General features: G+C 74.0%; 21 protein-coding genes. 19 read left to right on the top strand and 2 right to left on the bottom strand.

Annotation, left to right across the window (positions count from 1 at the left end; all coding sequences use genetic code 11):
- Nucleotides 1-36: 36 nt before the first annotated feature.
- The 3 genes from IEX37_RS03640 to IEX37_RS03630 all read left to right on the top strand — a co-directional run bounded on the left by IEX37_RS03640 (nt 37) and on the right by IEX37_RS03630 (nt 3094).
- Nucleotides 37-861: a purine-nucleoside phosphorylase gene (locus IEX37_RS03640; RefSeq protein WP_188754888.1), complete on the top strand. Its 825-nt coding sequence runs from the start codon at nt 37-39 to the stop codon at nt 859-861.
- Complete coding sequence (locus tag IEX37_RS03635) at nt 858-2552, top strand: phospho-sugar mutase (protein WP_188754887.1); 1695 nt, start codon at nt 858-860, stop codon at nt 2550-2552. Before IEX37_RS03640 ends, IEX37_RS03635 begins: the two co-directional genes overlap by 4 nt.
- 137 nt (nt 2553-2689) lie before the next feature.
- The gene (locus IEX37_RS03630; protein ID WP_229663044.1) at nt 2690-3094 is read left to right on the top strand and encodes a four-helix bundle copper-binding protein; all 405 of its coding nucleotides are present in this window, start codon (nt 2690-2692) and stop codon (nt 3092-3094) included.
- A 50-nt stretch (nt 3095-3144) separates the two neighbouring features.
- Here the strand turns inward: IEX37_RS03630 and IEX37_RS03625 are convergent, their stop codons facing one another.
- Nucleotides 3145-3393 carry a nuclease gene (locus IEX37_RS03625; RefSeq protein WP_188754886.1) on the bottom strand — a complete coding sequence of 83 codons (249 nt, stop codon included), beginning with the start codon at nt 3391-3393 and terminating at the stop codon, nt 3145-3147.
- 110 nt (nt 3394-3503) lie between these two features.
- Between IEX37_RS03625 and IEX37_RS03620 the strand changes: the two genes are divergently transcribed.
- Together IEX37_RS03620 and IEX37_RS03615 are read left to right on the top strand one after the other, a co-directional pair.
- Complete coding sequence (locus tag IEX37_RS03620; protein ID WP_188754885.1) at nt 3504-3758, top strand: HPr family phosphocarrier protein; 255 nt, start codon at nt 3504-3506, stop codon at nt 3756-3758.
- 131 nt (nt 3759-3889) lie between these two features.
- Nucleotides 3890-5548 carry a Fic family protein gene (locus tag IEX37_RS03615; RefSeq protein ID WP_188754884.1) on the top strand — a complete coding sequence of 553 codons (1659 nt, stop codon included), beginning with the start codon at nt 3890-3892 and terminating at the stop codon, nt 5546-5548.
- A gap of 33 nt (nt 5549-5581) precedes the next feature.
- Here IEX37_RS03615 and IEX37_RS03610 read toward each other — a convergent pair whose 3' ends face one another.
- A complete protein-coding gene (locus IEX37_RS03610) occupies nt 5582-7531 on the bottom strand; it encodes a BglG family transcription antiterminator (RefSeq protein ID WP_188754883.1) in 1950 nt (649 codons plus the stop codon).
- Between the two features lie 120 nt (nt 7532-7651).
- On the opposite strand from IEX37_RS03610, the gene IEX37_RS03605 reads away from it, so the two are divergent.
- The 14 genes from IEX37_RS03605 to IEX37_RS03540 all read left to right on the top strand — a co-directional run bounded on the left by IEX37_RS03605 (nt 7652) and on the right by IEX37_RS03540 (nt 24124).
- Nucleotides 7652-8068: a PTS sugar transporter subunit IIB gene (locus IEX37_RS03605; protein ID WP_188754882.1), complete on the top strand. Its 417-nt coding sequence runs from the start codon at nt 7652-7654 to the stop codon at nt 8066-8068.
- Nucleotides 8065-8340 carry an HPr family phosphocarrier protein gene (locus IEX37_RS03600; protein WP_188754881.1) on the top strand — a complete coding sequence of 92 codons (276 nt, stop codon included), beginning with the start codon at nt 8065-8067 and terminating at the stop codon, nt 8338-8340. Before IEX37_RS03605 ends, IEX37_RS03600 begins: the two co-directional genes overlap by 4 nt.
- Nucleotides 8337-10052 carry a phosphoenolpyruvate--protein phosphotransferase gene (gene ptsP / locus IEX37_RS03595; RefSeq protein WP_188754880.1) on the top strand — a complete coding sequence of 572 codons (1716 nt, stop codon included), beginning with the start codon at nt 8337-8339 and terminating at the stop codon, nt 10050-10052. The genes IEX37_RS03600 and ptsP overlap by 4 nt, the downstream gene beginning before the upstream one ends.
- Nucleotides 10053-10090: 38 nt before the next feature.
- Nucleotides 10091-12181: a PTS mannitol transporter subunit IICBA gene (locus tag IEX37_RS03590; RefSeq protein ID WP_188754879.1), complete on the top strand. Its 2091-nt coding sequence runs from the start codon at nt 10091-10093 to the stop codon at nt 12179-12181.
- Between the two features lie 4 nt (nt 12182-12185).
- The gene (locus tag IEX37_RS03585) at nt 12186-13331 is read left to right on the top strand and encodes a mannitol-1-phosphate 5-dehydrogenase (RefSeq protein ID WP_188754878.1); all 1146 of its coding nucleotides are present in this window, start codon (nt 12186-12188) and stop codon (nt 13329-13331) included.
- A 620-nt stretch (nt 13332-13951) separates the two neighbouring features.
- On the top strand, nt 13952-15418 hold the full coding sequence (locus IEX37_RS03580) for a sensor histidine kinase (RefSeq protein ID WP_188754877.1): 1467 nt from the start codon (nt 13952-13954) through the stop codon (nt 15416-15418).
- On the top strand, nt 15415-16083 hold the full coding sequence (locus IEX37_RS03575) for a response regulator transcription factor (RefSeq protein ID WP_188754876.1): 669 nt from the start codon (nt 15415-15417) through the stop codon (nt 16081-16083). Before IEX37_RS03580 ends, IEX37_RS03575 begins: the two co-directional genes overlap by 4 nt.
- A 116-nt stretch (nt 16084-16199) precedes the next feature.
- Nucleotides 16200-17375, top strand: a complete 1176-nt coding sequence (locus tag IEX37_RS03570; protein ID WP_229663043.1) for a glycosyltransferase family protein — start codon at nt 16200-16202, stop codon at nt 17373-17375.
- Complete coding sequence (locus tag IEX37_RS03565; protein WP_188754875.1) at nt 17362-18588, top strand: glycosyltransferase; 1227 nt, start codon at nt 17362-17364, stop codon at nt 18586-18588. Before IEX37_RS03570 ends, IEX37_RS03565 begins: the two co-directional genes overlap by 14 nt.
- Complete coding sequence (locus IEX37_RS03560) at nt 18588-19700, top strand: glycosyltransferase family 4 protein (RefSeq protein WP_188754874.1); 1113 nt, start codon at nt 18588-18590, stop codon at nt 19698-19700. Before IEX37_RS03565 ends, IEX37_RS03560 begins: the two co-directional genes overlap by 1 nt.
- Nucleotides 19697-21502: an ABC transporter ATP-binding protein gene (locus IEX37_RS03555; RefSeq protein ID WP_188754873.1), complete on the top strand. Its 1806-nt coding sequence runs from the start codon at nt 19697-19699 to the stop codon at nt 21500-21502. Before IEX37_RS03560 ends, IEX37_RS03555 begins: the two co-directional genes overlap by 4 nt.
- Nucleotides 21499-22593, top strand: coding sequence for a phosphotransferase enzyme family protein (locus tag IEX37_RS03550; protein WP_188754872.1), 1095 nt, complete (start codon nt 21499-21501; stop codon nt 22591-22593). Before IEX37_RS03555 ends, IEX37_RS03550 begins: the two co-directional genes overlap by 4 nt.
- Entirely contained in the window at nt 22590-23687 is a 1098-nt protein-coding gene (locus tag IEX37_RS03545; RefSeq protein WP_188754871.1) for a hypothetical protein, read from the top strand. The genes IEX37_RS03550 and IEX37_RS03545 overlap by 4 nt, the downstream gene beginning before the upstream one ends.
- Entirely contained in the window at nt 23684-24124 is a 441-nt protein-coding gene (locus IEX37_RS03540) for a hypothetical protein (RefSeq protein WP_188754870.1), read from the top strand. The genes IEX37_RS03545 and IEX37_RS03540 overlap by 4 nt, the downstream gene beginning before the upstream one ends.
- The last annotated feature ends 62 nt before the right edge of the window (nt 24125-24186 follow it).

The following is a 24186-nucleotide window of genomic DNA, read 5'->3' as shown; positions in this document are numbered from 1 at the left end:
CGGCGATCCCCCGCCCGCCACGGTTATCGTGGTGCCATGACGCAGGCCCATCCGCTCGATCCTCCCGACGATCCGTTCGAGGTGGCGCGGACCGCCGCCGCCGACATCGCCCGGCTCACCGGCGTGGAGCGCCACGACATCGCGGTGACGCTCGGCAGCGGCTGGGGCCGTGCCGCCGAGCTGATCGGCGAGACCGTCGCCACCGTGCCTGCGACGGAGGTCACGGGGTTCTCGAGGCCCGCGCTCGAGGGCCACGTCGGCACCCTCCGCTCCCTCCGCACTCCCGGCGGGCGGGCCGTGCTCGTGATCGGTGCCCGCACGCACTACTACGAGGGCCACGGCGTGCGTCGCGTCGTCCACAGCGTGCGGACGGCGGCGGCGACGGGCGCCACGACGATGGTGCTCACGAACGGGGCCGGTGGCATCCGCGACCACTGGCGGCCCGGGCAACCCGTGCTGATCAGCGACCACATCAACCTGACCGCCGACTCCCCCCTCGAGGGGGCGACGTTCGTCGACCTGACCGACCTCTATTCGCGGCGCCTGCGCGACCTCGCCCGCGGCGTGGACCCCTCGCTCGACGAGGGCGTGTACTGCCAGTTCCGCGGGCCGCACTACGAGACGCCCGCCGAGGTGCGCATGGCGAAGGCGATCGGCGGTGACATCGTCGGAATGTCCACGGCCCTCGAGGCGATCGCGGCGCGCGAGGCCGGCATGGAGGTGCTGGGCTTCTCGCTCATCACGAACCTCGCGGCGGGCATCTCGCCGGTGCCGCTCAGCCACGCGGAGGTGATCGAGGCGGGCCGCGAGGCCGAGCCGGTCATCTCCGACCTGCTCGCCCGCGTGATCGGTGAGCTGTGAGCGCGCCGCACCCCGCGAGCACCGCCCGCGACCTGCTGGTCCGCGCGCGGGCGTGGCTCGCACAGGACCCCGACCCCGAGACGCGTGGCGAGCTCGGCGACCTGATCGCCCGCGCCGAGGCCGACGACGCCGCCGCGCTCGACCAGCTGCGCGACCGCTTCGACGGGCGGCTGCAGTTCGGCACGGCGGGGCTCCGGGGTGAGCTGGGCGCCGGGAGCAACCGGATGAACCGCGTCCTCGTCGCGCAGGCCGCGGCCGGTTTCGCCGCCTACCTGCGCGAGCGCGAGAAGGAGCGCGGCTCGTCGCGCGCACCGACCGTGGTCATCGGCTACGACGGTCGGCGCAACTCCGACGTGTTCGCGCGCGACTCCGCCGAGCTGTTCGCAGGCGCCGGCCTGCGGGCCGTGCTGCTGCCGCGCCGGCTCCCGACGCCCGTGCTCGCATTCGCCGTCCGGCACCTGGGCGCCGACGCCGGCGTGATGGTCACGGCCAGCCACAACCCGCCGAACGACAACGGCTACAAGGTCTATCTGGGCGGCGGCGACGGCGGCTCGCAGATCGTCGCGCCGTCCGACGCCGCCATCGCGGCGTGTATCCGGAGGATCGCCGACGAGGCGTCCGTCGCCGACCTGCCGCGCTCGGACGCGTACGAGGTCGGCGACGAGGCCGTCGTCGACGCGTACGTCGCGGCCACCGCCTCGGTCGGCCCCGCGCCCGTCGGAGCCGGCGAGCTGCGCTGGGTGTACACGGCGCTGCACGGCGTCGGCTGGGAGACCTTCGCGCGGGTGCTCGAGGCGGCCGGCTACCCGTCCCCGACGGTGGTGCCGGAGCAGATCGAGCCGGACGGATCGTTCCCCACGGTCGCGTTCCCCAATCCCGAGGAGCCCGGCGCGATGGACCTCGCGTACGAGCGGGCCGATGCCGAGGGCGCGGAGCTGGTCATCGCGCACGACCCGGACGCCGACCGGCTGGCCGTGGCCGTGCCCTCCGGCGACGGTTGGCGGCGCCTCACGGGGAACGAGGTGGGCCTGCTGCTCGGGCTGCGCGCGGCGCGCGCCGCATCCGGCTCGCCCGGCGCGTCGCTGGCCTGCTCGCTCGTCTCCTCGCCCGGCCTCGGCCTGATCGCGCAGCGGTACGGCCTGGACTTCCACGAGACGCCCACGGGGTTCAAGTGGATCTCCCGCGCGCCGGGCCTCGTGTACGGCTTCGAGGAGGCGCTGGGTTACCTGGTCAACCCCGAGACGGTGCGCGACAAGGACGGCATCTCCGCCGCGGTCGCCTTCCTGCAGCTCGTGGCGGAGGCGCGGGGGCGCGGGGCGAGCGTCCCGGATCTCCTCGACGAGCTCACGGCGGAGATCGGCCTGTTCGCCAGCGGGCAGGTGTCCGTCCGCGTCGACGACGTGTCCATCATCGCGTCGGTCATGGCGGCCCTGCGCGCCGACCCTCCCGCGACCTTCGGGGAGCTCGCGGTCGCACGCGCGGACGACCTGCTGCAGGATCCGGCGGGCCTGGGCGGCGACGTGCTGCGCTATGCACTCGCGGACGGGTCGCGCGTGATCGTGCGGCCCAGCGGCACCGAGCCCAAGCTGAAGGTCTACCTGGACGTCCGCGGGGAGAGCGCGGAGGACGCGGCGACCCGGCTCGAGGCCCTCGAGGCGGCCGTCCGCGAACTGCTGGACCGGATGTCCTGACGCCCGCCGTCGACCCCCTTGGCGCCCCTCGCACCGCGACGTACGATGCTCGCGAAAGCACCCCGTCCGTCGCCGCACGGCGACGCGACCCGTTCGCAGACGCCGCGTCGCGGCGTGAGACAGAAGGGACGCAGCACATGGGCACGATGATGGAGATGATGGAGTCGATGCCGCAGGCAGCGACCACGGGCATGGACATGGCGATGATGCAGGAGTGCATCGAGGCGTGCTCGGCCGTGAGCATGACGGCGACGATGTGCGCCGACGCCGACTCCGGCGACGACATGGCGCGGTGCGCGTCGATGTGCGCCAACATGGCCGACGTCGCGACCGCGACCATGCGCATGATGATGCGCCCGACGGGCTACGAGCCGGGCGTCATGCACGCCATGATGACGGCGTGCGTCACGATGGCGGAGGCCTGCGCGGCGGAGTGCCGCCGGCACGCGGAGATGCACGAGCACTGCCGCATCTGCGCGTCGGCGTGCGAGGCGATGGTCGAGACCTGTCGCCGCGCGATGTCCTCGATGTCCGCGGCCTGAGCGCAGCCCGCGCGCGGAACGGCGCTGACGCGCGGTCGTGTCGCGTCGCGTCAGCGTCGCCGCGCGCGCACGAGCGCGCCGCGGACCGACAGCACTTCGGCGACGGGGTGGAACGCGACGGGCTCGCCCGGCTCGACGTGAGCCCCCGCGGCGAGCGCAACCTCATCGCCCGCGAGCGTGACGACGACGATGCCCTGGGCGTCCGCGCGCATCGCGATCGCGTCGATCCACGCACTGGGCCACGCGGCCGCCACCGCGCGCTGCACGGGAAGCACCGTCTCGATCGCCGGCTCTCTCACATCCACCTCCTGGTCGCCCGCCAGCCTAGGAAGCACTCGCACCACCCGCCACGCGCGCCGTCACACACCGCAACACGGCCGCCCGCGCGCGGCGTGGGTAGCGTAGGTGCATGGTGCAGCGGCGCGTGGTGGTGGGCGGGGCGGCCGGTCTGCATGCGCGACCGGCGGCTCAACTCGCTCGGCTCGCGCAGTCGGCGCCGGGCGGGCTGCGGCTCCGCGTGGCGGGGCGCGTCGTCGACGCCGCGAGCATCATGGCCGTCATGGAGCTCGCGCTCGAGCCGGGCGACCCGGTCACGCTCGAGGCCGACGGCCCCGGCGCCGACGCCACGATCGAGGCGGCGTCCGCCCTGCTCACCGCGCCGTGACCGCGCTCGGCCACCGCCAGCGGCGGAATCGTCCCCCGCTAAATCTCCCGCCACGACGGAATTTCCCCGAAAACTACGCGATAGTGGGTTACTATTGAGGCGAAAACTACGCGGGGAGACGAGTTCGAGCGATGAATACCCGGCGAACTGCGCACATCCCGCCGCATGCGGCCGGCGTATACCTCGCAGAGGACTTCACGTCGACTCGGGCGCGTCAGCGCCAGGTCCAGAGCGGCGTCATCATGCCGCTCGCCCGCGGCGTGTGGACCGATGCCGTGGGCGCGGAGCCGGCGGACGTCGTCGCCGCAAAGTGGCAGGAGATCGTCGGCCGCCTCCTGCCCACCGCGGTGATCTCGGATCGCTCGGGCTTCGCTCTGCGCCCCGTGGACGGAGAGCTGTTCGTGAGCCACCCGCGGTCCACGCCGCTGCGGCTGCCGGGCCTCACCGTCTACCCGGACGGCTCCAAGGATCACCGGCGCCCGGATGACCAACCGCTGGATCTGCAGGGCCGGCTGTTCGCCTCGAGCCCGGTCAGGGCCCTGATCGACAACGCGGAGCAGCGCGGCCGGCCGGGCTACGTGCGCCGTCGCCTCACGCGCGAAGAGCTGCACGACCAGGTGGTTCGCATCGTGACCACCTACACGCCCGCGCAGGTGGACAGCATCATGGCCTCGGTCGACCGGGACGTGAACAAGGTCGCTGCCGCGTCGATCCGCGTCTTCGTGGAGGCTGCGCGCGGCGAGTGCCGCACCGTCGCCACGACGAGCCGTGCCATGCGAGCGGCGCAGCGACGCGAGACGTACGACGCCGCGCGCGTCGGCCTGTTCCGCCGGTTCGCCGCCGACCTGACCCGTCAGAAGCTGGTGCAGCGGTTCGTCGAGAGCGTCTCACGGGCGGCAAACGTCCCCTTCTACGAGGCGTACTTCTCCAACCACATCGAGGGTTCGACCCTCGATGTCAACGAGGCCGAGCGAGTGGTGTTCGGAGGAGAGGACGTCGGCAAGCCGGGGGATGCGCATGACATGCGCGGAACCTGGCAGATCGTCTCGGACGACGCCGAGATGGGTCGTGTCCCCGGCGACGCCGAGGAATTCATGGACATGCTCCGTGACAGGCACCGCGTGGTCATGGCCGGACGACCGGACAAGAGCCCCGGCATGTGGAAGCAGGGGGCGAACCGCGCCGGGACGACGACGTTCGTCGACCCCGCCCACGTGGTCGGGACCCTGCGCGCGGGATGGGAGGAGGGCGAGGCGCTGTCCGACCCGTTCCAGCGGGCGGTGTACATGATGTTCCTCGTCAGCGAGGTCCACCCGTTCGAGGACGGCAACGGCCGCTCGGCTCGGATCGCGATGAACGGAGAACTGATCGCGGACCGTCAGCACCGCATCATCATCCCCAGCGTCCTCCGCAGCGACTACTGGTCGGCCCTCACGCGCGCGACCGCAGACCATGGGCCGCACGGACTGTACCGCGTACTGGACCGCGCGCAGCGCTGGGTTTCTCTCGGGGACTTCTCGACGTTGCAGGCCGGCAGCAGATACTGCCTCGTCACTGATGCGATGTACGACGCGGGCGTGGCCGAGCGCCGTGGCAAGTATCTCAGGATCCTGCGCCCGGGCGAGATCGATGAGCTGCCGGTGCCGAGCATGGCGGAGCTCGGCGACGAGACGGACACGACGAAGTCCTGGGTCGAGATCGCCGCCCGCGAAGCTTCCCCCTCGGCCCGAGGTCGCCGCTCCGGCGATCCGACTGCCGACCGTCTTGCCGACCGCCACGACCACGGGTGACCCGAGGGCGGGCCCGCGGCACCTCGAGCCTGCTCAGCCGTCGATCACGGCCGCGAGCTCATCCAGGAACGCGGAAAGATCCGTGCCGCGGCGGATGAGCCGTTGCGCGCTCTCCGGCTCACCGAACACCTCGACGAACTGCTCGAACACCGTCTGGAAGGCGGGGCGGTCGCTCTCGCTGAACGCCACGAGCGCCACCACGCTCACCCGCGCATCGCCCCAGGCGATGGGCTGGTCGGCGATCCCGACGGCGATCGCGGTGCGCGCGGCCGTCATCCGCAGGGCGTGCGGCACGGCGAGGGTCTCGGTGAACGCCGTGGACGACAGCCGCTCGCGCTCGATCGCGCTCTCGACGTAGTCGCCGTCGATGATCCCCTGGCTCGCGAGCAGGCCGCCCAGCAGGCGGATGACGTCCTCCTCACCCCGCGAGCCGTCCAGGCCGCGCACGAACGCGCCGGGCACGAAGTAGCGCTCGAGCTCGCCGCGCAGGCGGCTGAGCCGGCGCGCCCTGCGCAGCCGCGCGGCAGCGGCCGCGACGCGCTCGACGTCCGCCTCCGTGAGGAACGGCTGGATCCGCACGATCCGGTCGGGCGAGATCGGGCGGTCGGACGCCCTCGGTTCCGGGCGCAGCGGCGGCTCGATCGTCGTGAGCACCAGGTCCGTGTCGATGGCATCCCAGTCGGGGTCCACGCGCGTCTCGACCCCGGTGACCTCGATCGCGCGCCCGAGGGAGCGGTCGACGCTCGAGCGCAGCAGCTCGTGCAGCTCGTAGTAACCGGGGCACACGATCGTCGCGGTGAGCGTCGACTCGGATCGCCGGCTGCGCTCGAGGCGTCCGCCCACGTGCATCGCGATGTACGCGATCTCGTCGTCGCGGATCGGCACGCCCAGCGCGTCTGACAGGTCTCCGGCGATCGACACGGCCACGTCGAAGACCATGGGGTACGCCGACTTCAGCGTTCGCGTGAGCGGGTTGCGGGACCACGCCTGCTCCCGCGCGCGGAAGACCAGGTTCTGCACGTGCAGCGAGAGCCGCTGCACGAAGTCGGGTTCGGCGATGTCGACCAGGTAGTCCGCGGCGGCGCGCTCGACCGCGCGCCGCACGGCGTCGCCGATCGCGGGGTCGAGCGGCGCCGCGCCGGCGCCCTGGGCCCCGGGAACGACGATGCGCGTGAGCACGAGCGCGGCGAGGTGGAGCCGGTCGCCGCGGCCGAGCCGGACGCCGAAGTGCGTCAGGGTCAGCTCGCCGACGGCCTCCGCGATGCGTTCGCGCGTCTCGTCGGGCTCGCCGTGCGCGGACTCCAGCGCGCGCCCCTGGGCCACCCGGTCCGCGGCGATCGCGATGTGCAGCACGACGTCGGCCGCCGCGAGCTCGTTGACGAAGAACCCGAGCGTCCCCAGCCGCGCGACCAGGTCGCTCTTGAACGCGCCGAGGGCACGCGCCGGGATCGCGATCGCCTCTGCCGCCCGCCGGAGCGCCTCCAGGTCGAACGCCCCCTCCTCCATCTCGTCGTGCGCCAGGCGGCTCACGAGACGGCGCTGTGCGAGCTCGGTGCCCGCCAGCCGCACTCGGGGGCCCGACCGCTCCAGCGTCAGGTCTGCGCCCAGGAGCGCCCGGATCCGCCCCAGGTCGCCCTCGAGCGTCGCCGCGCTCACGTGCAACCGGTCGGCCATCTCGTACACGTCGATGCCGGCGTCCGCGTCGAGCAATGCGCGCACGATCGCGTGCAGGCGCTCCCGCGGACTGCCCGACTCGGGCTCGGCGTCGACGCTCAGCGCGGCGGCCGCCGCGGGGGTGGCGCGGTAGCCCGCGGGGCCGGACTCGATCGCGTCCCCGCCCGGGATGCGCGCGTTGATCGCCGTGACGTACGAGCGCACGCTGCGCGGCGTGACGCCGAGCTGATCGGCGAGCGTGGCGGCCGTCGTCCACTCGCCGCGGCGCAGGAGGAGGCCCAGCATCCGGTCCTGCCGCCGCCTCGTCATGCGGGCCAGTCAACCACGGTCGCGCCCGCCGCGATCATCTTCCGCCCCGGCGGAAACAAGCCTCGTTGCCGCCCGCCGCGTCGCGCGCGAGGATCGATCGGAAGGGAAAGTGGTCGATCGATGAGGATCCTCGTAGTGTGCGGCGCCGGCGCCTCCAGCACGTTCGTCGCGCTGCGCGTGCGCCGCGCGGCGGCCTCCTCCGGGCTCGAGCTGAGCGCCTTCGCGGGAACCGAGCAGTCCCTCCCGATCGACCTGGACTCGGCCGACGTCGTGCTCCTCGGCCCCCACCTGAGCCGCTCGCTCGCCGACGTGCGCGCCCTCGCCGCGCCGCGCGGCGTCGCCGTCGCTCAGCTGCCCGACGACATCTTCCGCGACCTCGACGGGCACCGCGCGCTCGCGCTCGCCCGCGAAGCCGCCGACCGGGCGGCCGCGCACGCAGACGCCCCTGCCACCGCGGGATCCCCCGAGGGGATCCCTTCCACCACCGCGGGATCCCCCGAGGGGATCCCTTCCACCACCACGAAGGGAACACCATGAGCACCGTCTCGCGCACCGTCCGGATCGGCTCGTCGCACGGCCTGCACGCCCGGCCCGCGAAGCTCTTCGCGCAGGCGGCGAAGGACGCCGGCATCCCCGTCACGATCGCCAAGGGCGACGGAAAGCCCGTCAACGCGGCGAGCATCCTCGGCGTGATCGCGCTCGGCGTGGAGACGGGCGACGAGGTCACGCTCACGGCCGAGGGCGACGGTGCCGAGGGCGTCCTCGACGCGCTCGCCGAGCTGCTCACGACCGACCACGACGCCGAATGAGCGCCGTGCCCACCGCCGGGGAGCCCGCCGGCGTCCGGATCGCGGGCGTCGGGATCGGGCTGGGCGTCGCGTCCGGTCCCGTCGTGCGGATGGCCGAGCGGGCGCCCGCCCCCGAGGACGTCCCGAGCGCCCGGTCTCCCGAGGAGGAGTCCGCGCGCGTGAGCGAGGCGGTCGCCGCCGTCGCCGCCGAGCTGTCGCTGCGGGCCGAGAACGCGGGCGGCACCGCGCGCGAGGTGCTCGAGGCGCAGGCGATGATGGCCGAGGACCCCTCGCTCGAGGAGGCGGTCGAGTCGCGCATCGCGGACGGCAGGACCGCCGAGCGGGCGGTGCACGAGGCGTTCGCGGAGTTCCGCGGGATGCTCGAGCAGGCCGGCGGCTATCTCGGGGAGCGGGCGGCGGACCTCGACGACATCGCCGCGCGCGTCATCGCCCACCTGCGGGGTGAGCCGGCTCCCGGCGTGCCCACCCCGGGCCATCCGTTCGTGCTCGTCGCCGACGACCTGGCGCCGGCCGACACGGCCCTGCTCGATCTCGATCCCGAGTCGCCGCAGCGCGTGCTCGCGCTCGTCACGACCGAGGGCGGCCCCACGTCGCACACCGCGATCCTCGCGCGCGAGAAGGGCATCGTGGCGGTCGTCGGCGCCGCGGACGCGGACCGCCTGTCCGACGGAGACGTCGTGATCGTCGACGCCGCGGCGGGGAGCGTCGTCGCGCACCCGACGGACGATCAGCTCGCCGACGCCCGTCGGCGCGCCGACGCGCGGGCAGCGGCCGAGAGCGCGCCCGTCGGCCCCGGCCGGCTCGCGGACGGCACGCCCGTGCCCCTGCTGGCGAACCTCGGCTCTCCGGCGGGCGCCGAGGAGGCCCTCGCCCAGGGCGCGGAGGGCGTGGGACTGTTCCGCACCGAGTTCCTCTTCCTCAGCTCCCGCGAGGCGCCGAGCGCCGAGGCGCAGCGCGCCGAATACGCCGCGCTGCTGACGGCGTTCCGCGGCAAGAAGGTGGTCGTGCGGGTCCTGGACGCCGGCGCCGACAAGCCTCTGCCGTTCCTGGGCGACGCCGAGGAGGACAATCCCGCCCTCGGCCTGCGGGGCCTGCGCGCCCTGCGCGCGAACGAGCGGATCCTGCGCGATCAGCTCACGGCGCTCGCCGACGCGAACGCGGAGGCGGGCGCGGACCTGTGGGTCATGGCCCCGATGGTCTCCACGGTTGAGGAGACGGCGTACTTCACGGACCTCGCCCACGAACTGGGCCTGCAGACCGCCGGCATCATGGTGGAGGTCCCCTCGATCGCCCTGCTCGCCGACCGCGCGCTCGCCCACGCCGACTTCGCGTCGATCGGCACGAACGATCTGACGCAGTACACGATGGCCGCCGACCGTCTCCTCGGGTCGGTCGCGGGCCTGCAGGATCCCTGGCATCCCGCGGTGCTGCGGCTGGTCGCGCAGGTGGGAGCGGCGGGCGCGACCCACGGCAAGCCGGTCGGCATCTGCGGCGAGGCCGCGGCGGACCCGCTGCTGGCCGTGGTCCTGGTGGGCCTGGGCGCCACCACCCTGTCCATGACGCCCGCGGCGCTCGCGGACGTGCGCACCTCCCTCGCGCGCTTCGATCTCGCCGCCGCGCGCCGCATCGCGCAAGCGGCTCTCGAGGCCGACGACGCCGCCGGCGCTCGCGCGGCGGCACTCGCGGCGGCCGAGACCCCCGCGGGGTCCTGACCCCGTCCTTCCTCCCCTCAGTCATGAAAGGCGTTGCAATGACGACGACGTCAGCCGAAGCAGGCACCGAGAACCGCCCCCGGGGCGGGATCCGGGTCGGCGTGCAGAGATTCGGCACCTTCCTCTCGGGCATGATCATGCCCAATATCGCGGCCTTCATCGCGTGGGGCCTTCTCACGGCCCTGTTCATCCCCGACGGCTGGCTCGGCAACGACAGCCCCGTCGAGGCATGGCGGTGGGCGGACTCCGCCATCCTGGGCGGCGGCGAGGCGTCCGACGGCACGGAGTGGACGGGCCTGGTCGGCCCGATCATCAACTACCTGCTGCCGCTGCTGATCGCGTTCACGGGCGGCAACCTGGTCTACGGGCACCGGGGCGGCGTCGTCGGAGCCCTCGCGGCGTTCGGCGTGATCATCGGGGCCGAGGGCACCGTCATGTTCCTCGGCGCCATGATCGCCGGGCCGCTGGCAGCCTACGTCCTGAAGCAGATCGAGAGGCTCTGGGACGGCAAGGTCAAGGCCGGGTTCGAGATGCTGGTGAACAACTTCTCCGCCGGCTTCGTCGGGTTCTTCGCGGCGCTCGCGGCGTTCTTCTGGCTGGCGCCGGTCATGCAGTGGCTGACGCAGGTGCTCGGATCCGCCGTGGGCTGGCTGGTCGACAACCGGCTCATCCCGCTCGCGAGCATCATCGTCGAGCCGGCGAAGGTGGTGTTCCTCAACAACGCCATCAACCACGGCGTGTTCACCCCGATCGGAGCGGAGCAGTCGGCCCAGACAGGCCGGAGCCTGCTCTTCCTCGTCGAGGCCAACCCCGGGCCGGGCGCGGGCCTGCTGCTCGCGATCACGATCTTCGGCGTGGGGGCTGCGCGCGCGACCGCTCCCGGTGCACTGGTGATCCAGTTCATCGGCGGCATCCACGAGGTGTACTTCCCCTACGTGCTCGCCAAGCCGGTGCTCATCGTGGGCCTGATCGCGGGCGGCGCCAGCGGGGTCATGACCAACGTGATCTTCCAGTCCGGGCTCGTGGCGGCGGCCTCGCCGGGATCGATCCTCGCCGTGCTCATCCAGACGGCGACGGGCAGCCACCTCGGCGTGATCCTCTCGGTGGTGATCTCTGCGGCCGTGACGTTCGCGGTGTCCGCCGTGTTCCTCCTCGCCAGCAGGAAGCGGGATCTCGCCGCGGACGCGAATGGCGAGGGCGGCCTCTCGGAGGCGATCGCGCGCACCGAGGCCAACAAGGGCCGGTCGTCGGCTGCGCTCAGCGGCCTGGCGGGCGCGTCGACCGGCACCACGGTCGCGCCGCCCCGCACGATCGAGCGCGTGGTGTTCGCGTGCGACGCGGGCATGGGCTCGTCGGCGATGGGCGCCAGCGTGCTGCGCAACAAGTTCAAGGCCGCCGGCGTCGAGGGCGTGAACGTGACGAACAAGGCCATCGCGGCCCTCGACGGCTCGGCCGACGTCGTGATCACGCAGCAGCAGCTCACCCCCCGCGCGCGGGAGCGCGAGCAGTCGGCCGTGCACGTCTCGGTCGACAACTTCATGGGCTCGCCGCGCTACGACGAGGTCGTGCAGATGGTCCTCGCCCAGCGCGCCGAACAGGCGGCCGACGCCCCGGACGCGGCCCCGGCGGAGCCGGCAGGACCGGCGGGTTCCGCCCCCGCGACGCGTGCCGAGGCGCGCGCCGCGGCATCCGGCTCCGGGGTGCTGGAGGCGCGCAACGTGCGCATCCACGCCGGCTCCGCCAGCCGCGAGGAGGCGCTGCGGGAGGCGGCCGACCTGCTCGAGGGCGCCGGCGCCGTGACGGGCGCGTACTACGACGCCATGGTCGCCCGCGAGCAGACCGTCTCGACGTACATGGGCAACGAGCTGGCCATCCCGCACGGCACCAACGACGCCAAGGACGCCGTGCTCGCCTCCGCCCTCACCGTCGTCCGCTACGACGGCGGCATCGACTGGGACGGTGACCGGGTGACCTTCGTCGTCGGCATCGCCGGCAAGGGCGACGAGCACCTGTCACTGCTGTCGAACGTGGCGCTGCTGTTCTCGGACGAGGATCAGGTGGCGCGGCTCAAGGCGGCCGAGACCCCGGAGGAGCTGTACACGCTGCTCCAGACGGTGAACGAGGGCTGATCCCGTGAAGGCTGTGCACTTCGGCGCGGGCAACATCGGCCGCGGATTCGTGGGGCTGCTGCTGCACGAGGGCGGCTACGAGCTGGTCTTCTCCGACGTCGCGACGGCACTCGTCGACGCCATCAACGCCGCCGACGAGTACACGGTGCACGAGGCGGGTCCCGGCGGGCGCGACCGGGTCGTGACGGGCTTCCGCGCGATCGACAGCTCGGCGGATCCCGACGCGGTGGCGGCGGAGGTGGCAACGGCGGACGTCGTCACCACCGCCGTCGGCCCGGCCGTGCTGCGCTTCATCGCGCCGCACATCGTCGCGGGGTTGGCTCTGCGCGATCCGGATGCCGCTCCCCTGCAGGTGATGGCGTGCGAGAACGCGATCGGAGCCACGGACACGCTGCGCGAGCACATGCAGGTCTCAGCGGGCACGGGCTGGGACGCGCTGGTGGCCAGGGCCGTGTTCGCGAACACCGCGGTGGATCGGATCGTGCCGGGCCAGCCCGAGGCGGGCGGCATCGACGTCACGGTCGAGCCGTTCTTCGAGTGGGCGATCGAGCGGCATCCGTTCGGCGCTCACCCGCCGCGCATCCCGGGCGCGCACTTCGTGGACGATCTGGCGCCGTACATCGAGCGCAAGCTGTTCACGGTCAACACCGGCCACGCGACGGCGGCGTACCTCGGGGCGCGCGCGGGCCACGAGCGGCTCTCGGACGCGCTCGCCGACGAGGCCGTCGCCGCGGGCGTGGCGGCGGCGCTCGAGGAGACCTCGGCGCTGCTGGCGGCCAAGCACGGCTTCGCGCCCGAGGACCTCGCCGGGTACCGCGCCACGATCCTCGGCCGCTTCCGCAACCCGGTCCTTCCCGACACGGTGCGGCGCGTCGGGCGGCAGCCGCTGCGCAAGCTCTCTCGCCACGAGCGCTTCGTGGGCCCGGCGGCGGAGGCGGCCGAGCGCGGTCTGCCCGTGGACGCCCTGCTGGCCGCGATCGGAGCCGCGCTGGCGTTCGACGACCCCGAGGATGAGCAATCCGCCGAGCTGCGCCGGCTGCTGGCCGAGCTCGACGCGGCGACGTTCACGGCCCGAGTGACGGGCCTGGAACCCTCCCATCCCCTCTTCCCCCGCCTCACCCACACGGTCGAGTCGGCCCAGTCCGGCTGACGTCCGAGGAGGTTGCACCCGGTTTCGACTCGGCGGCTCCGCCGCTCCGCTCAACGAGCGACCAAAAGTCCCCTACTCCTACCCCCTACTCACCCCGCCCACCTCAATCCCTGTGCGAGCGCGTCAGCGCGAGCGCGCGGGCGCGAGTGCGCCCGCCACCAGGCGCGCAGCGCCGGCGCGCGAAGCAAAGCGAAGCGCCTCCCTCGCGGAGCGGCCCCTCGGGGCCCGACGCGTGGGAGAAAAAGAAAGAGAGCGTGGGAGAAAAGAAGAGAGCGTGGGAGAAAAAAGAACACTCCCCAACCGCGACGCCACGGCTCGCACCCGGTTTCGACTCCGCCGCTCCGCGGCTCCGCTCAACCCGTTTCGACTTCGGCCGCTCCGCGGCCTCCGCTCAACGAGCGACCAAAAGCCCCACCCCTACCCCTTGCCCCTACCCACCGACCTCAACCCCACCCACCCACCTCAACCCGGTGCGAGCGCGAAGCGCGAGCGTGCGGGCGCGAGTGCGCCCGCCAACCAGGCGCGCAGCGCCGGCGCGCTGAAGCGCAGCGGAAGCGCCTCCCTCGCGGAGCGGCCCCTCGGGGCCCGACGCGTGGGAGAAAGAGAATATGCTGACCCGGATGAGCGGGCGACGCGTCGTGTCGGTGAGGGTGCGCATCCTGGCCGCGATCCTCGTCGTGACTGCGCTCGGGCTGATCTCGGCCGGGTCCGTCGCTTACCTGCTGCAGCGGGGTCGCGATCTCGCGGCGATCGACGAGGAGCTGATGCAGGAGCTCGACGACGTGCGGCTGGTGGTGTCGGGCCGGGGGCCGGACGCTGCGGAGGGAGGGTCCGGGGTCGACGTGCCGACGCCGGCGTTCGCGACGACGGCGGAGCTCATGCACGACCTCGTGCGCACCGTGACCCCGGGGATCCAGGGCAGCGCCGTGGGCATCGTCGACGGCCGGCCGGCGTTCGTTCCCGGCGTCTCGACGGCGTTCCGGCTGACGGACGCGGAGTTCGTGCGGGACATGGTCGAGGCGACGGGCGGCGAGCGCACCGTGCTGGGCACGACGGGCGCGGGCGAACGGACGCTGCGCTACATCGCGGTCCCGATCCGGCTGGAGGGCACCGACTCGGTCGGGGTGTTCGTCTCGGCGGTGGACATCGAGGGGCGCCTGCAGGACCTCCACGGCGTGATGACGGTGTTCTGGTGGGTCGCCGGCGGCGCGCTGGCGCTGGTCGCGCTGGTCGGCTGGTTCGTGGCGGGTCGCCTGCTGGGGCCCGTGCGCGAGCTGCGCGACACGGCGGCACGGATCAGCGCGTCGGATCTGGGCGAGCGGATCCCCGTCGCGGGCAACGACGACCTCTCGGAGCTGGGCCGCACGATGAACGACATGATCTCCCGGCTCGAGTCGTCGTTCCAGGCGCAGCAGCGCCTGCTCGACGACGTGCGTCATGAGCTGTCGACGCCGCTGACGATCGTGCGCGGTCATCTCGAGCTGCTCGACGCGCGCGATCCCGCCGAGGTCGAGCAAACGCTCGCGATCGCGACCGACGAGCTCGAACGGATGTCGGGGCTCGTGGCCGACATCGCGGCGCTCGCGGACGCGGAACGACCGGCGCTGCACCGTCCGGCGCCGGTGGATCTCGGCCGGCTCACGCGCGACGTGTTCGAGAAGGTGCGGGTGATCCCGAGCCATGACTGGGCGCTGGAGGCCGAGGCCCGGGGGGTCGCGCGGCTCGATGCCGCGCGCGTCACGCAGGCGTGGCTGCAGCTGGCCGACAACGCCCGGAAGTACGCCCCGGAGGGCACGCGGATCGCGCTCGGCAGCCGCCGCGCGGGACGGGTGCTGCGCTGCTGGGTGCAGGATGAGGGGCCGGGCATCCCGGTCGAGGCGCACGAGCGCATCTTCGAGCGCTTCGGGCGCGTGGACGACGGACGGGGCACGGCCGGATCGGGGCTGGGGCTGTCGATCGTGCGGGCGATCGCGGCGGCGCACGGGGGGCGGGTCGAGGTCGACTCCGCTCCGGGGCGCGGCGCGCGTTTCACGCTGGTGCTGCCGCTCCAGGGCGGAACGCTGGATGACACGGAGGGTTCAGCATGACGAGCATCCTGATCGCGGAGGACGAGGACCGGATCGCCACGTTCGTGGAGAAGGGGCTGCGCGCGGCCGGGTATCGCACGACCCGCGCCGGGCGCGGCGACGACGCGCTGGCGCTCGCGACGGGCACCGAGTTCGACCTGATCCTGCTGGATGTCGGGCTGCCCGGCATGGACGGCTTCACCGTGCTGCGGCGACTGCGCGGCGACGGAGTGACGACGCCGGTGATCATGCTGACGGCCCGAGGCTCTACCGAGGACACCGTGCGGGGCCTGGACGAGGGCGCGAGCGACTACGTCACGAAGCCGTTCCGCTTCGACGAGCTGCTCGCCCGGGTGCGGACGCGGCTGCGCGAGGCGGAGGCCGCCGTCGCCGCCGAGCCCACGGAGCTGCGGCACGGGGCGGTGCGGCTCGACCTGCGCTCCCGACGCGCCGAGGTCGACGGAGTGACCGTCGAGCTGTCGGCCCGCGAGTTCGAGCTCGCCGAGACGTTCCTGCGCTCCCCCGAGCAGGTGCTGTCCCGCGAACAGCTGCTCAGCCGGGTGTGGGGCTACGACTTCGACCCGGGTTCGAACGTGGTCGAGGTGTACGTGCGGTACCTGCGCGGCAAGTTCGGGGCCGAGCGCATCGAGACGGTGCGCGGGATGGGCTACCGCTTCCGGGGGTGACCTACCCGGGGCATCGCGACGCGCGCACGTCTCAGATGAGAGGGCTCTCATCGCCGTCTCATGCTGGCCTTCGCCACGCCGGTCAGGCTGATGGTCGAAGGAAAGAGGTTATCCGCGTGACGATCCGCATTGTCCTGTATTCCCACGACTCGGTCGGTCTGGGCCACATCCGCCGCAACCTGGCGCTGGCCCACGCCCTGACCGAGCGACTCGGCCGCGAGCGCGGGGAGGCCGTGACGGGGATGCTCATCGCTGGGAGGCCGGAGGCGACCGAGTTCCCGCCTCCCCCGGGCTGGGACTGGCTCATCGTTCCCGGCGTGCGGCGCGAGCCGGACGGCTACGCCGCCCGCGCGCTCGACGTCGACCTCGACACGCTGGCCGCGGTGCGGGGAGGGGCCTTCCACGCGGCGGTGTCGTCGTTCCGCCCGGACCTGATCATCGTGGACCGGCATCCCCTCGGGGTGGCACGCGAGCTCGACTCCGCGCTGCGGGCCGTGCGACGCGAGCAGCCGGGCTGCGCCGTGGTGCTGGGGCTGCGCGACGTGCTCGACGCTCCCGACGTCGCGCGCGCCGAGTGGCGGGCGGCCGGCGGCGGGCGATCGCTGCGGCGGCTGTTCGACGCGGTCTGGGTCTTCGGCGACCCGGCCGTGCACGATGCGTCGGCCACGGGCGAGCTCCCGGCGGGGCTGCGCGGGCTCGTGCGGCACACCGGGTACCTCTCGGCGGGCCGCACCCGGGGCGCGGGCTTCACGGTCGACGAGCCTTTCGTGCTGACCACGGTCGGGGGCGGGGCGGATGGCGCGCGTCTGGCGACCGCGGCTGCCGCCGCCCCCGTGCCCGAGGGGTACCGCCACCTCGTGGTGCTGGGACCGCAGATGCCCGCGGCGGAGCGCGCCGCGGTGAGGGCCGTAGCGGCCGAGGGCACGCGCGTCGTACGTCGGGTGCCCGACGTGCTGGCGCTCGCGCAGCGCGCGGCGGCCGTCGTGTGCATGGGCGGCTACAACACGCTCTGCGAGGTCATGAGCACCCGCACCCCGGCCCTCGTCGTGCCCCGGGTCGCGCGTCGCGCCGAACAGCTCATCCGGGCCCGCGCCCTCGCACGCGCCGGTGCCGTCGACACGGCCCTGCCCGACGACATCGACGCCGCCGTGATCGGCGCGTGGTTCGCGTCCCGGGTCGGCACGCAGACGTCGCGCTCGGCGCTCGCGCTCGACGGTCTCGCGTCGGTCTCGCGCCTGGCCGGCGACCTGCTCGACGCACGGACGGAACGGGGTGAGCGTGTTGCGGTCTGAGGCGATCCGCACGGCCTACGTCGTGAAGGTCTACCCCCGTTTCTCGGAGACGTTCGTCGTCACCGAGCTCCTGGCGCGCGAGGCGCGCGGCGAGGAGCTGACCGTGTTCGCCCTGCGTCCCACCAGCGACCCGCGTTTCCACCCGGAGCTCGCGCGGGTGCGCGCGGCAGTGCACTATCTCCCCCGCCCCGCGCGCGTATCGGCGCTGTGGGAGGCCCTGCGCGCGGCATCCGCGGATGCCGTCGTGGAGGCCGCGGCGGGGAGGCACCTCGGCGAGCTGCTCGCCGCGGACCCGATCGACGCGGTCCAGGCCGTCACGCTGGCCCTGCGCGTCCGTGAAGAGGGGATCGATCATCTCCACGCCCACTTCGCCTCGTCCGCGACCACCGTGGCGCGGCTCGCGAGCCTGCTCTCCGGGGTCCCCTACTCGTTCACGGCGCACGCCAAGGATCTCTTCCACGACCAGGTCGACCCCGCCGACCTGGTGCGGAAGGTCCGGGACGCGGCGTTCGTCGCGACCGTGAGCGAGTTCAACGTGCGGCACCTGCGCGAGCGCATGCCGCAGCTCGCGGACAGGATCCACCTCGTCTACAACGGCCTCGAGCTGTCGCGGTTCCCGTACCGCCCGCCGGCACCGCCGCGCACGCCGCTGCGCGTGCTCGCGGTCGGCCGGCTGGTCGAGAAGAAGGGGTTCGCCGTGCTGATCGACGCGATGGCGGCGCTGCGCGACGAGGGCGTGGACGCGGTGCTCGATATCGCGGGAGGCGGGGAGCTCGCGGACGACCTCGCGGCTCGGCGCACGGGCCTCGGGCTCGAGGAGCGGGTCCGCCTGCTCGGGCCTCTCCCCCAGGACGAGATCGCCCTTCTGCTGCGCGAGGCCGACGTGTTCGCGGCGCCCTGCGTCGTCGCGCAGGACGGCAACGCCGACGGACTCCCGACCGTGCTGCTGGAGGCCATGGCGACGGGGGTGCCCTGCGTAGCGACCGCCGTGACGGGCATCCCCGAGGTCGTCATCCCGGGCGAGACGGGGCTGCTCTGCCGCCCCGGCGACGCGGATTCCCTCACGGGCGCGCTGGGCGCGTTTGCGCGGGGCCAGGCCGACGGCGTGCGCATGGCCGCGGCCGCGCGGCGGCTGGTCGAGGAGCGCTTCGACTCCCGGCGCCAGGCCGCGCGGCTCGCCGAGCTCACGGCGACCCGGGAGGCAGTGGCCTGATGCGCGTGGCATACGTGTGCGCCGATCCGGGGATCCCGGTCCTCGGCGACAAGGGCGCCTCCGTGCACGTGCGGCAGATCGTGCGGGAGTTCCGCCGCCGCGGCGACGAGGTCACGGTGTACTGCACCCGTCGGGGCGGGGGGTCCTCGCTCGACGACGTGCGCATCGTCGAGGTCGCCGTGCCCAAGGGCGAGCCGGCTCAGCGGGAGCGGCACGTGGCGCGCGCCGCGGCCGAGCTCGCCGCCCGGGCGCGGGCCGACGGCTGCGATCTCGTGTACGAGCGGTACTCGCTGTTCTCGGACGCCGCCACCCGGATCGACGCGCCGTCGATCGTCGAGGTCAACGCCCCGCTCATCGACGAGCAGCGGGCCTTCCGCACCCTCGTCGACGCCGCGGGCGCGCGCGCCACCACGGCCCGCCTGTTCGCGCACGCCGCGGTCGTGGCCGCCGTGTCACCGCCCGTCGCCGCGTGGGCGGCGGGTCTCGGAGCCGCACGCCCGATCGTGGCCGCCAACGGTGTCGACACGTCCCGGTTCGGCGCGGCCCGCTCCTCCGGGAGCCGCGAGCCCGGTCCGCTGCGGGTCTGCTTCGTCGGGTCGCTCAAGCCGTGGCACGGCGTGGAGACGGCGATCGACGCCGTCGCGGGGCTCGCGGATGCCGAGCTCGTCGTGATCGGCGACGGGCCCGAGCGCTCGCGGCTGGAGGAGCGAGCGCGCCGGGTCGCGGCGCGCGTGCGCTTCCACGGCGCTGTGGCGAACGACCGGATCCCGGCGCTGCTGGCCCGCATGGACGTGGGCGTCGCCCCGTACCCCGCTTCGGCAGACGACTACTTCTCGCCCCTCAAGGTGTACGAATACCTCGCCAGCGGCCTGCCCGTCGTGGCGTCGCGCACGGGCCAGCTGCCGGCGATCATCGAGCACGGGGCCACGGGGCTCCTCGTCGCGCCGGGCGACGCCGCCGCCATCCGGCGCGCGCTCGCGCGCCTGCGCGACGAGCGCGGCCTCGCCGAGCGCCTCGGCGCCGCCGCGCGACGGACCGCGCGGGACCGGCACGACTGGCGGACGGTGCTCGAGGGCATCCTCGCGCACCTGCCCGAGAGGACCGCCGCATGAGCCGGGACCCGGCCCTGCGCCGCGGTGCGCTGCGCACGACGATCGGGATCGCCAGACCGCACCTGCGCTCCCACCGTCTGCTCATGGCGGGCGGCCTCGTCGCGCTGCTCGCGGAGGTCGCGCTGCGCGTGCTCGAGCCGTGGCCGGTCAAGGTCGTGGTCGATGCGGTCACCGTCAGCCTCGGCGCCGATCGCGGGGCGGCGGCCGGCCAGCCGCCCGCGACCCCGGCCCTGCTGATCGCGTGCGGCGTGCTCCTCGTGGGCATCGTCGGCCTGCGGGCCATCGTGCAGTACTGCTCGACCATCGCCTTCGCACTGGTCGGCTCCCGCGTGGCCACGGCCCTGCGCGCCCGCGTGTTCTCGCACCTGCAGTCGCTGAGCCTGCAGTACCACGCGAAGTCGCCGGCGGGCGACACCGTGCAGCGCATCATCGGCGATATCGGGCGCCTGCAGGAGGTCGCCGTCACCGCCGGCCTGCCGCTCGTGGGCAACATCATCACGCTCGTCGTCCTCGCGGTGGTCATGACGGTGCTCGATCCGCTGCTCGCGGTCGTGGTGCTGCTGGCGGCCGCGGCCTACCTCCTGCTCTCACGCGGCGGCACACCCCGCATTACGGCCGCGGCCCGCTCCAGCCGCCGCAGCGAGGGGGACCTCGCCAACACCGCGGCGGAGACGCTGGGCGCGATCCGCGTCGTCCAGGCCTACGGCCTGGAGCATCAGCGCGTGCGGGCGTTCGACCGGGGCAACCAGAAGGCCCTCGCGCAGGGCGTCCGCTCGCGCCGGCTCGCGGCTGCGCTGGAGCGCGGCACCGACGTGATCGTGGGCGTCGCGCTCGCGGCCGTGCTGGTCGCGGGCGGATGGCGCGTCATGGCCGGCGCCATGACGCCGGGCGACCTGGTGATCTTCACGATGTACCTCAAGATCGCGCTGCGCCCGCTCAAGGACCTCGCCAAGTACACGGGCCGGATCGCGCGCGCCACGGCCTCCGGCGAGCGCGTCGCGGAGCTGCTGGACGAGCCCGTCGTGATCGCCGACCGCCCCGGCGCCCGCGCGCTGGGGCGTGTCCGCGGAGACCTCCTGTTCGACGACATCACGGTGTACGACGGCCACGGGCGCCTCCTGTTCGACGGGCTGTCGACCCGCATCCGGCCGGGCGAGACCGTGTGCCTGCTGGGGCCGTCCGGGGCCGGGAAGACCACGCTCGCGAGCCTGATCGTGCGTGCGGCCGACCCCGCGGCCGGCGCGATCAGGATCGACGGCGTGGATGTGCGCGACGCCACGCTGGCGAGCCTGCGGGGAAACGTCACCGTGGTGCTCCAGGAATCGGTGCTGTTCGCGACGACCGTGCGCGAGAACATCCGCGCGGGCCGGGACGGGGCGAGCGACGCCGAGGTGGAGGCCGCGGCGCGGCGTTCACGCGCGCACGACTTCATCGTGCAGCTGCCGGACGGCTACGACACGGTGCTCGGCGGGCGCGGGGACACGCTGTCCGGCGGTCAGCGCCAGCGGATCGCGATCGCCCGGGCGCTCCTGCGCGATGCGCCCATCGTGGTGCTCGACGAGGCGACGACGGGGCTCGATCCCGCCGCGAAGGCGGCCGTGACGGAGTCGATCGCCGAGCTGACGCGGGGGCGGACGACCGTGTCGATCACCCACGATCCGGCCGGCATCCGCGGCGCGGATCGCATCCTGTGGATCGAACAGGGGCGGATCGTCGAGGACGGCGCGCCGGACGAGCTGCTCGCCCGGCCCAGCTCCCGCGTGTCCGAGTGGTTCCGCACGTCATTGAGGGAGGCGTCGTGATGCTCTCCGCTGCCGAAGCGTCCCGCCGGCTCAGCGAGAGCGACCCTCGCCTGCCGGATCTGCCGGTCGTGCTCGACGACGACCTGCGGGCCGAGGCGCTGGGCGCGCCCAGCGCGATCGAACGGATCCGCTACAAGCCGGGCACGGCCGTCGTGGCGGCGGTGCGCGGCCCCGACGGACCGGTGTGGATCGCGTCCTACGCCGCGCCCGACAAGCTCGAGAAGACCCGCCGCCGGGCCGCCGTCGTGCGAGGCGGGGTGCGACAGCTGTCGGCCGTGACGATGACCGGTCCGGCGCACGCCGACCGCCTGCTCGCGCCGCGCGTGCGCCGCCTGCTCGAGGCGGAGCCCGCGCTCCTGCGGGAGTCCGCCGTGCTGCGCTACAACCCCCATCGCCGGCTGCTGCTGCGCTGGCGCGGCCACGCCCTCAAGATCGCGGCGGGGGACGACGGCACGGGCGCCGAGGTCGCCGCCCGGCTGGCTCGCGCCGGGATGCCCGTGCTCCCTCCGCGCCGCGTGCAGAAGGGCGCCACGAGCACGCCCTGGTGGGGCGACGGCGATCTGAGCACGCGGCCCGACGCGGAACTCGAGCGGCGAGCGGGCGCGGCGCTCGCCGCCGTGCACTCCGCCTCCCTCGGGGCCGTGGCGCCGCCCGCGGTCGATCCGGCGGAGCGCGCGCGGTGCGCGGCCGACGCGGTCGCGATCCTTCTCCCCGAGCTCGAGGCGCGCGCGACCCGCGTCGCCCGGCGCCTCGCCGCCCTCCTGACCGACCCGGAACGGGTCGTCGCGCACGGCGATCTGTCGCCGGATCAGGTGCTCACCGACGGTCGGAGCGTGCGGCTCATCGACTTCGACCGGGCGGTGTCCGCGCCCGCCGCCCTGGACCTGGGCAGCCACCTCGCCGCGGGCGGGACTCAGGCCCTGATCGACGGCTATCGCGAGGCGGGCGGACGCGCCGACCCGCGCGCCGTGCGTTCGTGGCAGGCGCTGGCGCAGCTGCAGCGGGCCGCGGAGCCCTTCCGCACCGGACATCCCGACTGGCCTGCGCGGACGACCGCCGCGCTCGAGAGCGCCGAGGAGCTGCTGACATGAGCGATCACCCCCCGTACGTCGCGGTCCGCCACGGCGCGGACCGGGCCACGCTTCCGCATCGCGTCGAGGCGGACGGCGCCGTCTGGCAGGCCGTGCGCGCCTGGCCGGCGAAGCGCCCCGGTGGACGCCTTCCCGTCGAGCTGCGCAGCGGCGGCCGCGTGCGCGGAGCCTACGCGGCAGCCGGCGAAGGCGTGCGGGTGCTGCCCGCGGGCGAGGATCCCGCCCTGCCCGGACTGGCGGCGACCGTGGCACGCGGGACGCTCGTGAGCCATCGGCCCGGTCGCCGGGCGGTGGTGCGCACCGACGACGGCTACGCCAAGGTCGTGCGTCCCGGGCGCACGGGCGGGGTGGTCGACGCGCACCGGCGCGGGGCCTTCTTCCGCACGGGATTCGGAGTCGCCGGGATCCGCGGCGGCGACGAGCACGTCGTGACCTACGCCGCGCTGCCGGGCCGCGACCTCGCGAGCCTGGGCGCGACGTGCGCCGATGCCGAGTGGCGCACGCTGTGGGCGGCGTGGGCCGAGGCGTGGCCCGCCGTCCTCGCCCGCCGCCCGGCCGACGGGGAGGACTGGCCGCGCCACACGGCGGAAGACGAGGGGCAGATCCTGCGCACGTGGGCCCGGCACGCCGCGGCCGTCGAGGGCGACCGGGACGTCGACGGCCGCGCGCTGGCGACCGCGGCCGACCGGATCGGCGAGACCCTCGCAGCCCTGCCGGCCCGTGCCGCAGTGCCGGCCCACCGCGACCTGCACGACCAGCAGATCCTGTGGCACCCGGAGCACGGCCTGTCCCTGATCGACCTCGACACGACCGCGCTCGCCGACCCCGCCCTCGATCTGGGGAACCTCGCCGCTCACGTGGACTTCGCCGTGCGTCAGGAGCGCTGGCCGGCACCCCGCGGCGCGATCGCGCTCGCCGCGATCTCCCGGGCCGCGGACGCCCTGCACGTCGACTCCGCACGGCTGGAGGCATGGCGGCTCGCCGCCCGCTTCCGCATCGCGTGCGTGCATCGATACCGCCCGCGCTGGCGTGCGCTCGCCGACGCGGAGCTCGCCCTGCTGACAGACTTCCCTCAGGAGAGGATTCCCGCATGACCGATCGATCCGAAGACGTCGCGCACGACTCCCGCCCCGGCGCGCGTCTGCGCCGTCACCGCAGTGCCCTCGCCCTCGCCGCGGGCGCGCTGCTCAGCCTCTCGGCGATCGGCGTGGGCGCGGTGGCGGTCGCGCAGGCGCTGCAGCCGGCGGAGGCCCGGCACCCCACCACGGTGATCGACGACACGCCCCTCATCGCGGAGACCACCACCCCGACGCCGACGCCGACCCCACCCACGACGCCCACCGCGACGCCGACGCCGACGCACACCCCCACGCCGTCGCCGACGCCGCCGACCACCCCCGTTCCCGTCGCGCCGCCGCCGCCCGTCGACGTGGAGCGGGACTGGGACGACGATGACGACGACTGGGACGACGACTGGGATGACGACGACGACGATGACGATGACGACGACGACGATGACGACGACGACTGAAGTGCCGCCACGCCCGGGGGCCCGATCGGTTCGATAATCGAACGTGGCCGTAGGATGGTCCC

Source organism: Microbacterium album, assembly GCF_014643695.1.
GTDB lineage: Bacteria > Actinomycetota > Actinomycetes > Actinomycetales > Microbacteriaceae > Microbacterium > Microbacterium album.
Note: the sequence above shows the minus strand (reverse complement) of the source record. Positions and strands in the feature narration are given on the sequence as shown.

Coding starts and splice junctions, on each gene's coding strand:
- IEX37_RS03575 (WP_188754876.1), top strand. CDS start 15,415: ATGACGAGCATCCTGATCGCGGAGGACGAGGACCGGATCGCCACGTTC.
- IEX37_RS03600 (WP_188754881.1), top strand. CDS start 8,065: ATGAGCACCGTCTCGCGCACCGTCCGGATCGGCTCGTCGCACGGCCTG.
- IEX37_RS03615 (WP_188754884.1), top strand. CDS start 3,890: ATGAATACCCGGCGAACTGCGCACATCCCGCCGCATGCGGCCGGCGTA.
- IEX37_RS03630 (WP_229663044.1), top strand. CDS start 2,690: ATGGGCACGATGATGGAGATGATGGAGTCGATGCCGCAGGCAGCGACC.
- IEX37_RS03640 (WP_188754888.1), top strand. CDS start 37: ATGACGCAGGCCCATCCGCTCGATCCTCCCGACGATCCGTTCGAGGTG.
- IEX37_RS03560 (WP_188754874.1), top strand. CDS start 18,588: ATGCGCGTGGCATACGTGTGCGCCGATCCGGGGATCCCGGTCCTCGGC.
- ptsP (WP_188754880.1), top strand. CDS start 8,337: ATGAGCGCCGTGCCCACCGCCGGGGAGCCCGCCGGCGTCCGGATCGCG.
- IEX37_RS03545 (WP_188754871.1), top strand. CDS start 22,590: ATGAGCGATCACCCCCCGTACGTCGCGGTCCGCCACGGCGCGGACCGG.
- IEX37_RS03540 (WP_188754870.1), top strand. CDS start 23,684: ATGACCGATCGATCCGAAGACGTCGCGCACGACTCCCGCCCCGGCGCG.
- IEX37_RS03610 (WP_188754883.1), bottom strand. CDS start 7,531: ATGACGAGGCGGCGGCAGGACCGGATGCTGGGCCTCCTCCTGCGCCGC.
- IEX37_RS03555 (WP_188754873.1), top strand. CDS start 19,697: ATGAGCCGGGACCCGGCCCTGCGCCGCGGTGCGCTGCGCACGACGATC.
- IEX37_RS03590 (WP_188754879.1), top strand. CDS start 10,091: ATGACGACGACGTCAGCCGAAGCAGGCACCGAGAACCGCCCCCGGGGC.
- IEX37_RS03580 (WP_188754877.1), top strand. CDS start 13,952: ATGAGCGGGCGACGCGTCGTGTCGGTGAGGGTGCGCATCCTGGCCGCG.
- IEX37_RS03620 (WP_188754885.1), top strand. CDS start 3,504: ATGGTGCAGCGGCGCGTGGTGGTGGGCGGGGCGGCCGGTCTGCATGCG.
- IEX37_RS03605 (WP_188754882.1), top strand. CDS start 7,652: ATGAGGATCCTCGTAGTGTGCGGCGCCGGCGCCTCCAGCACGTTCGTC.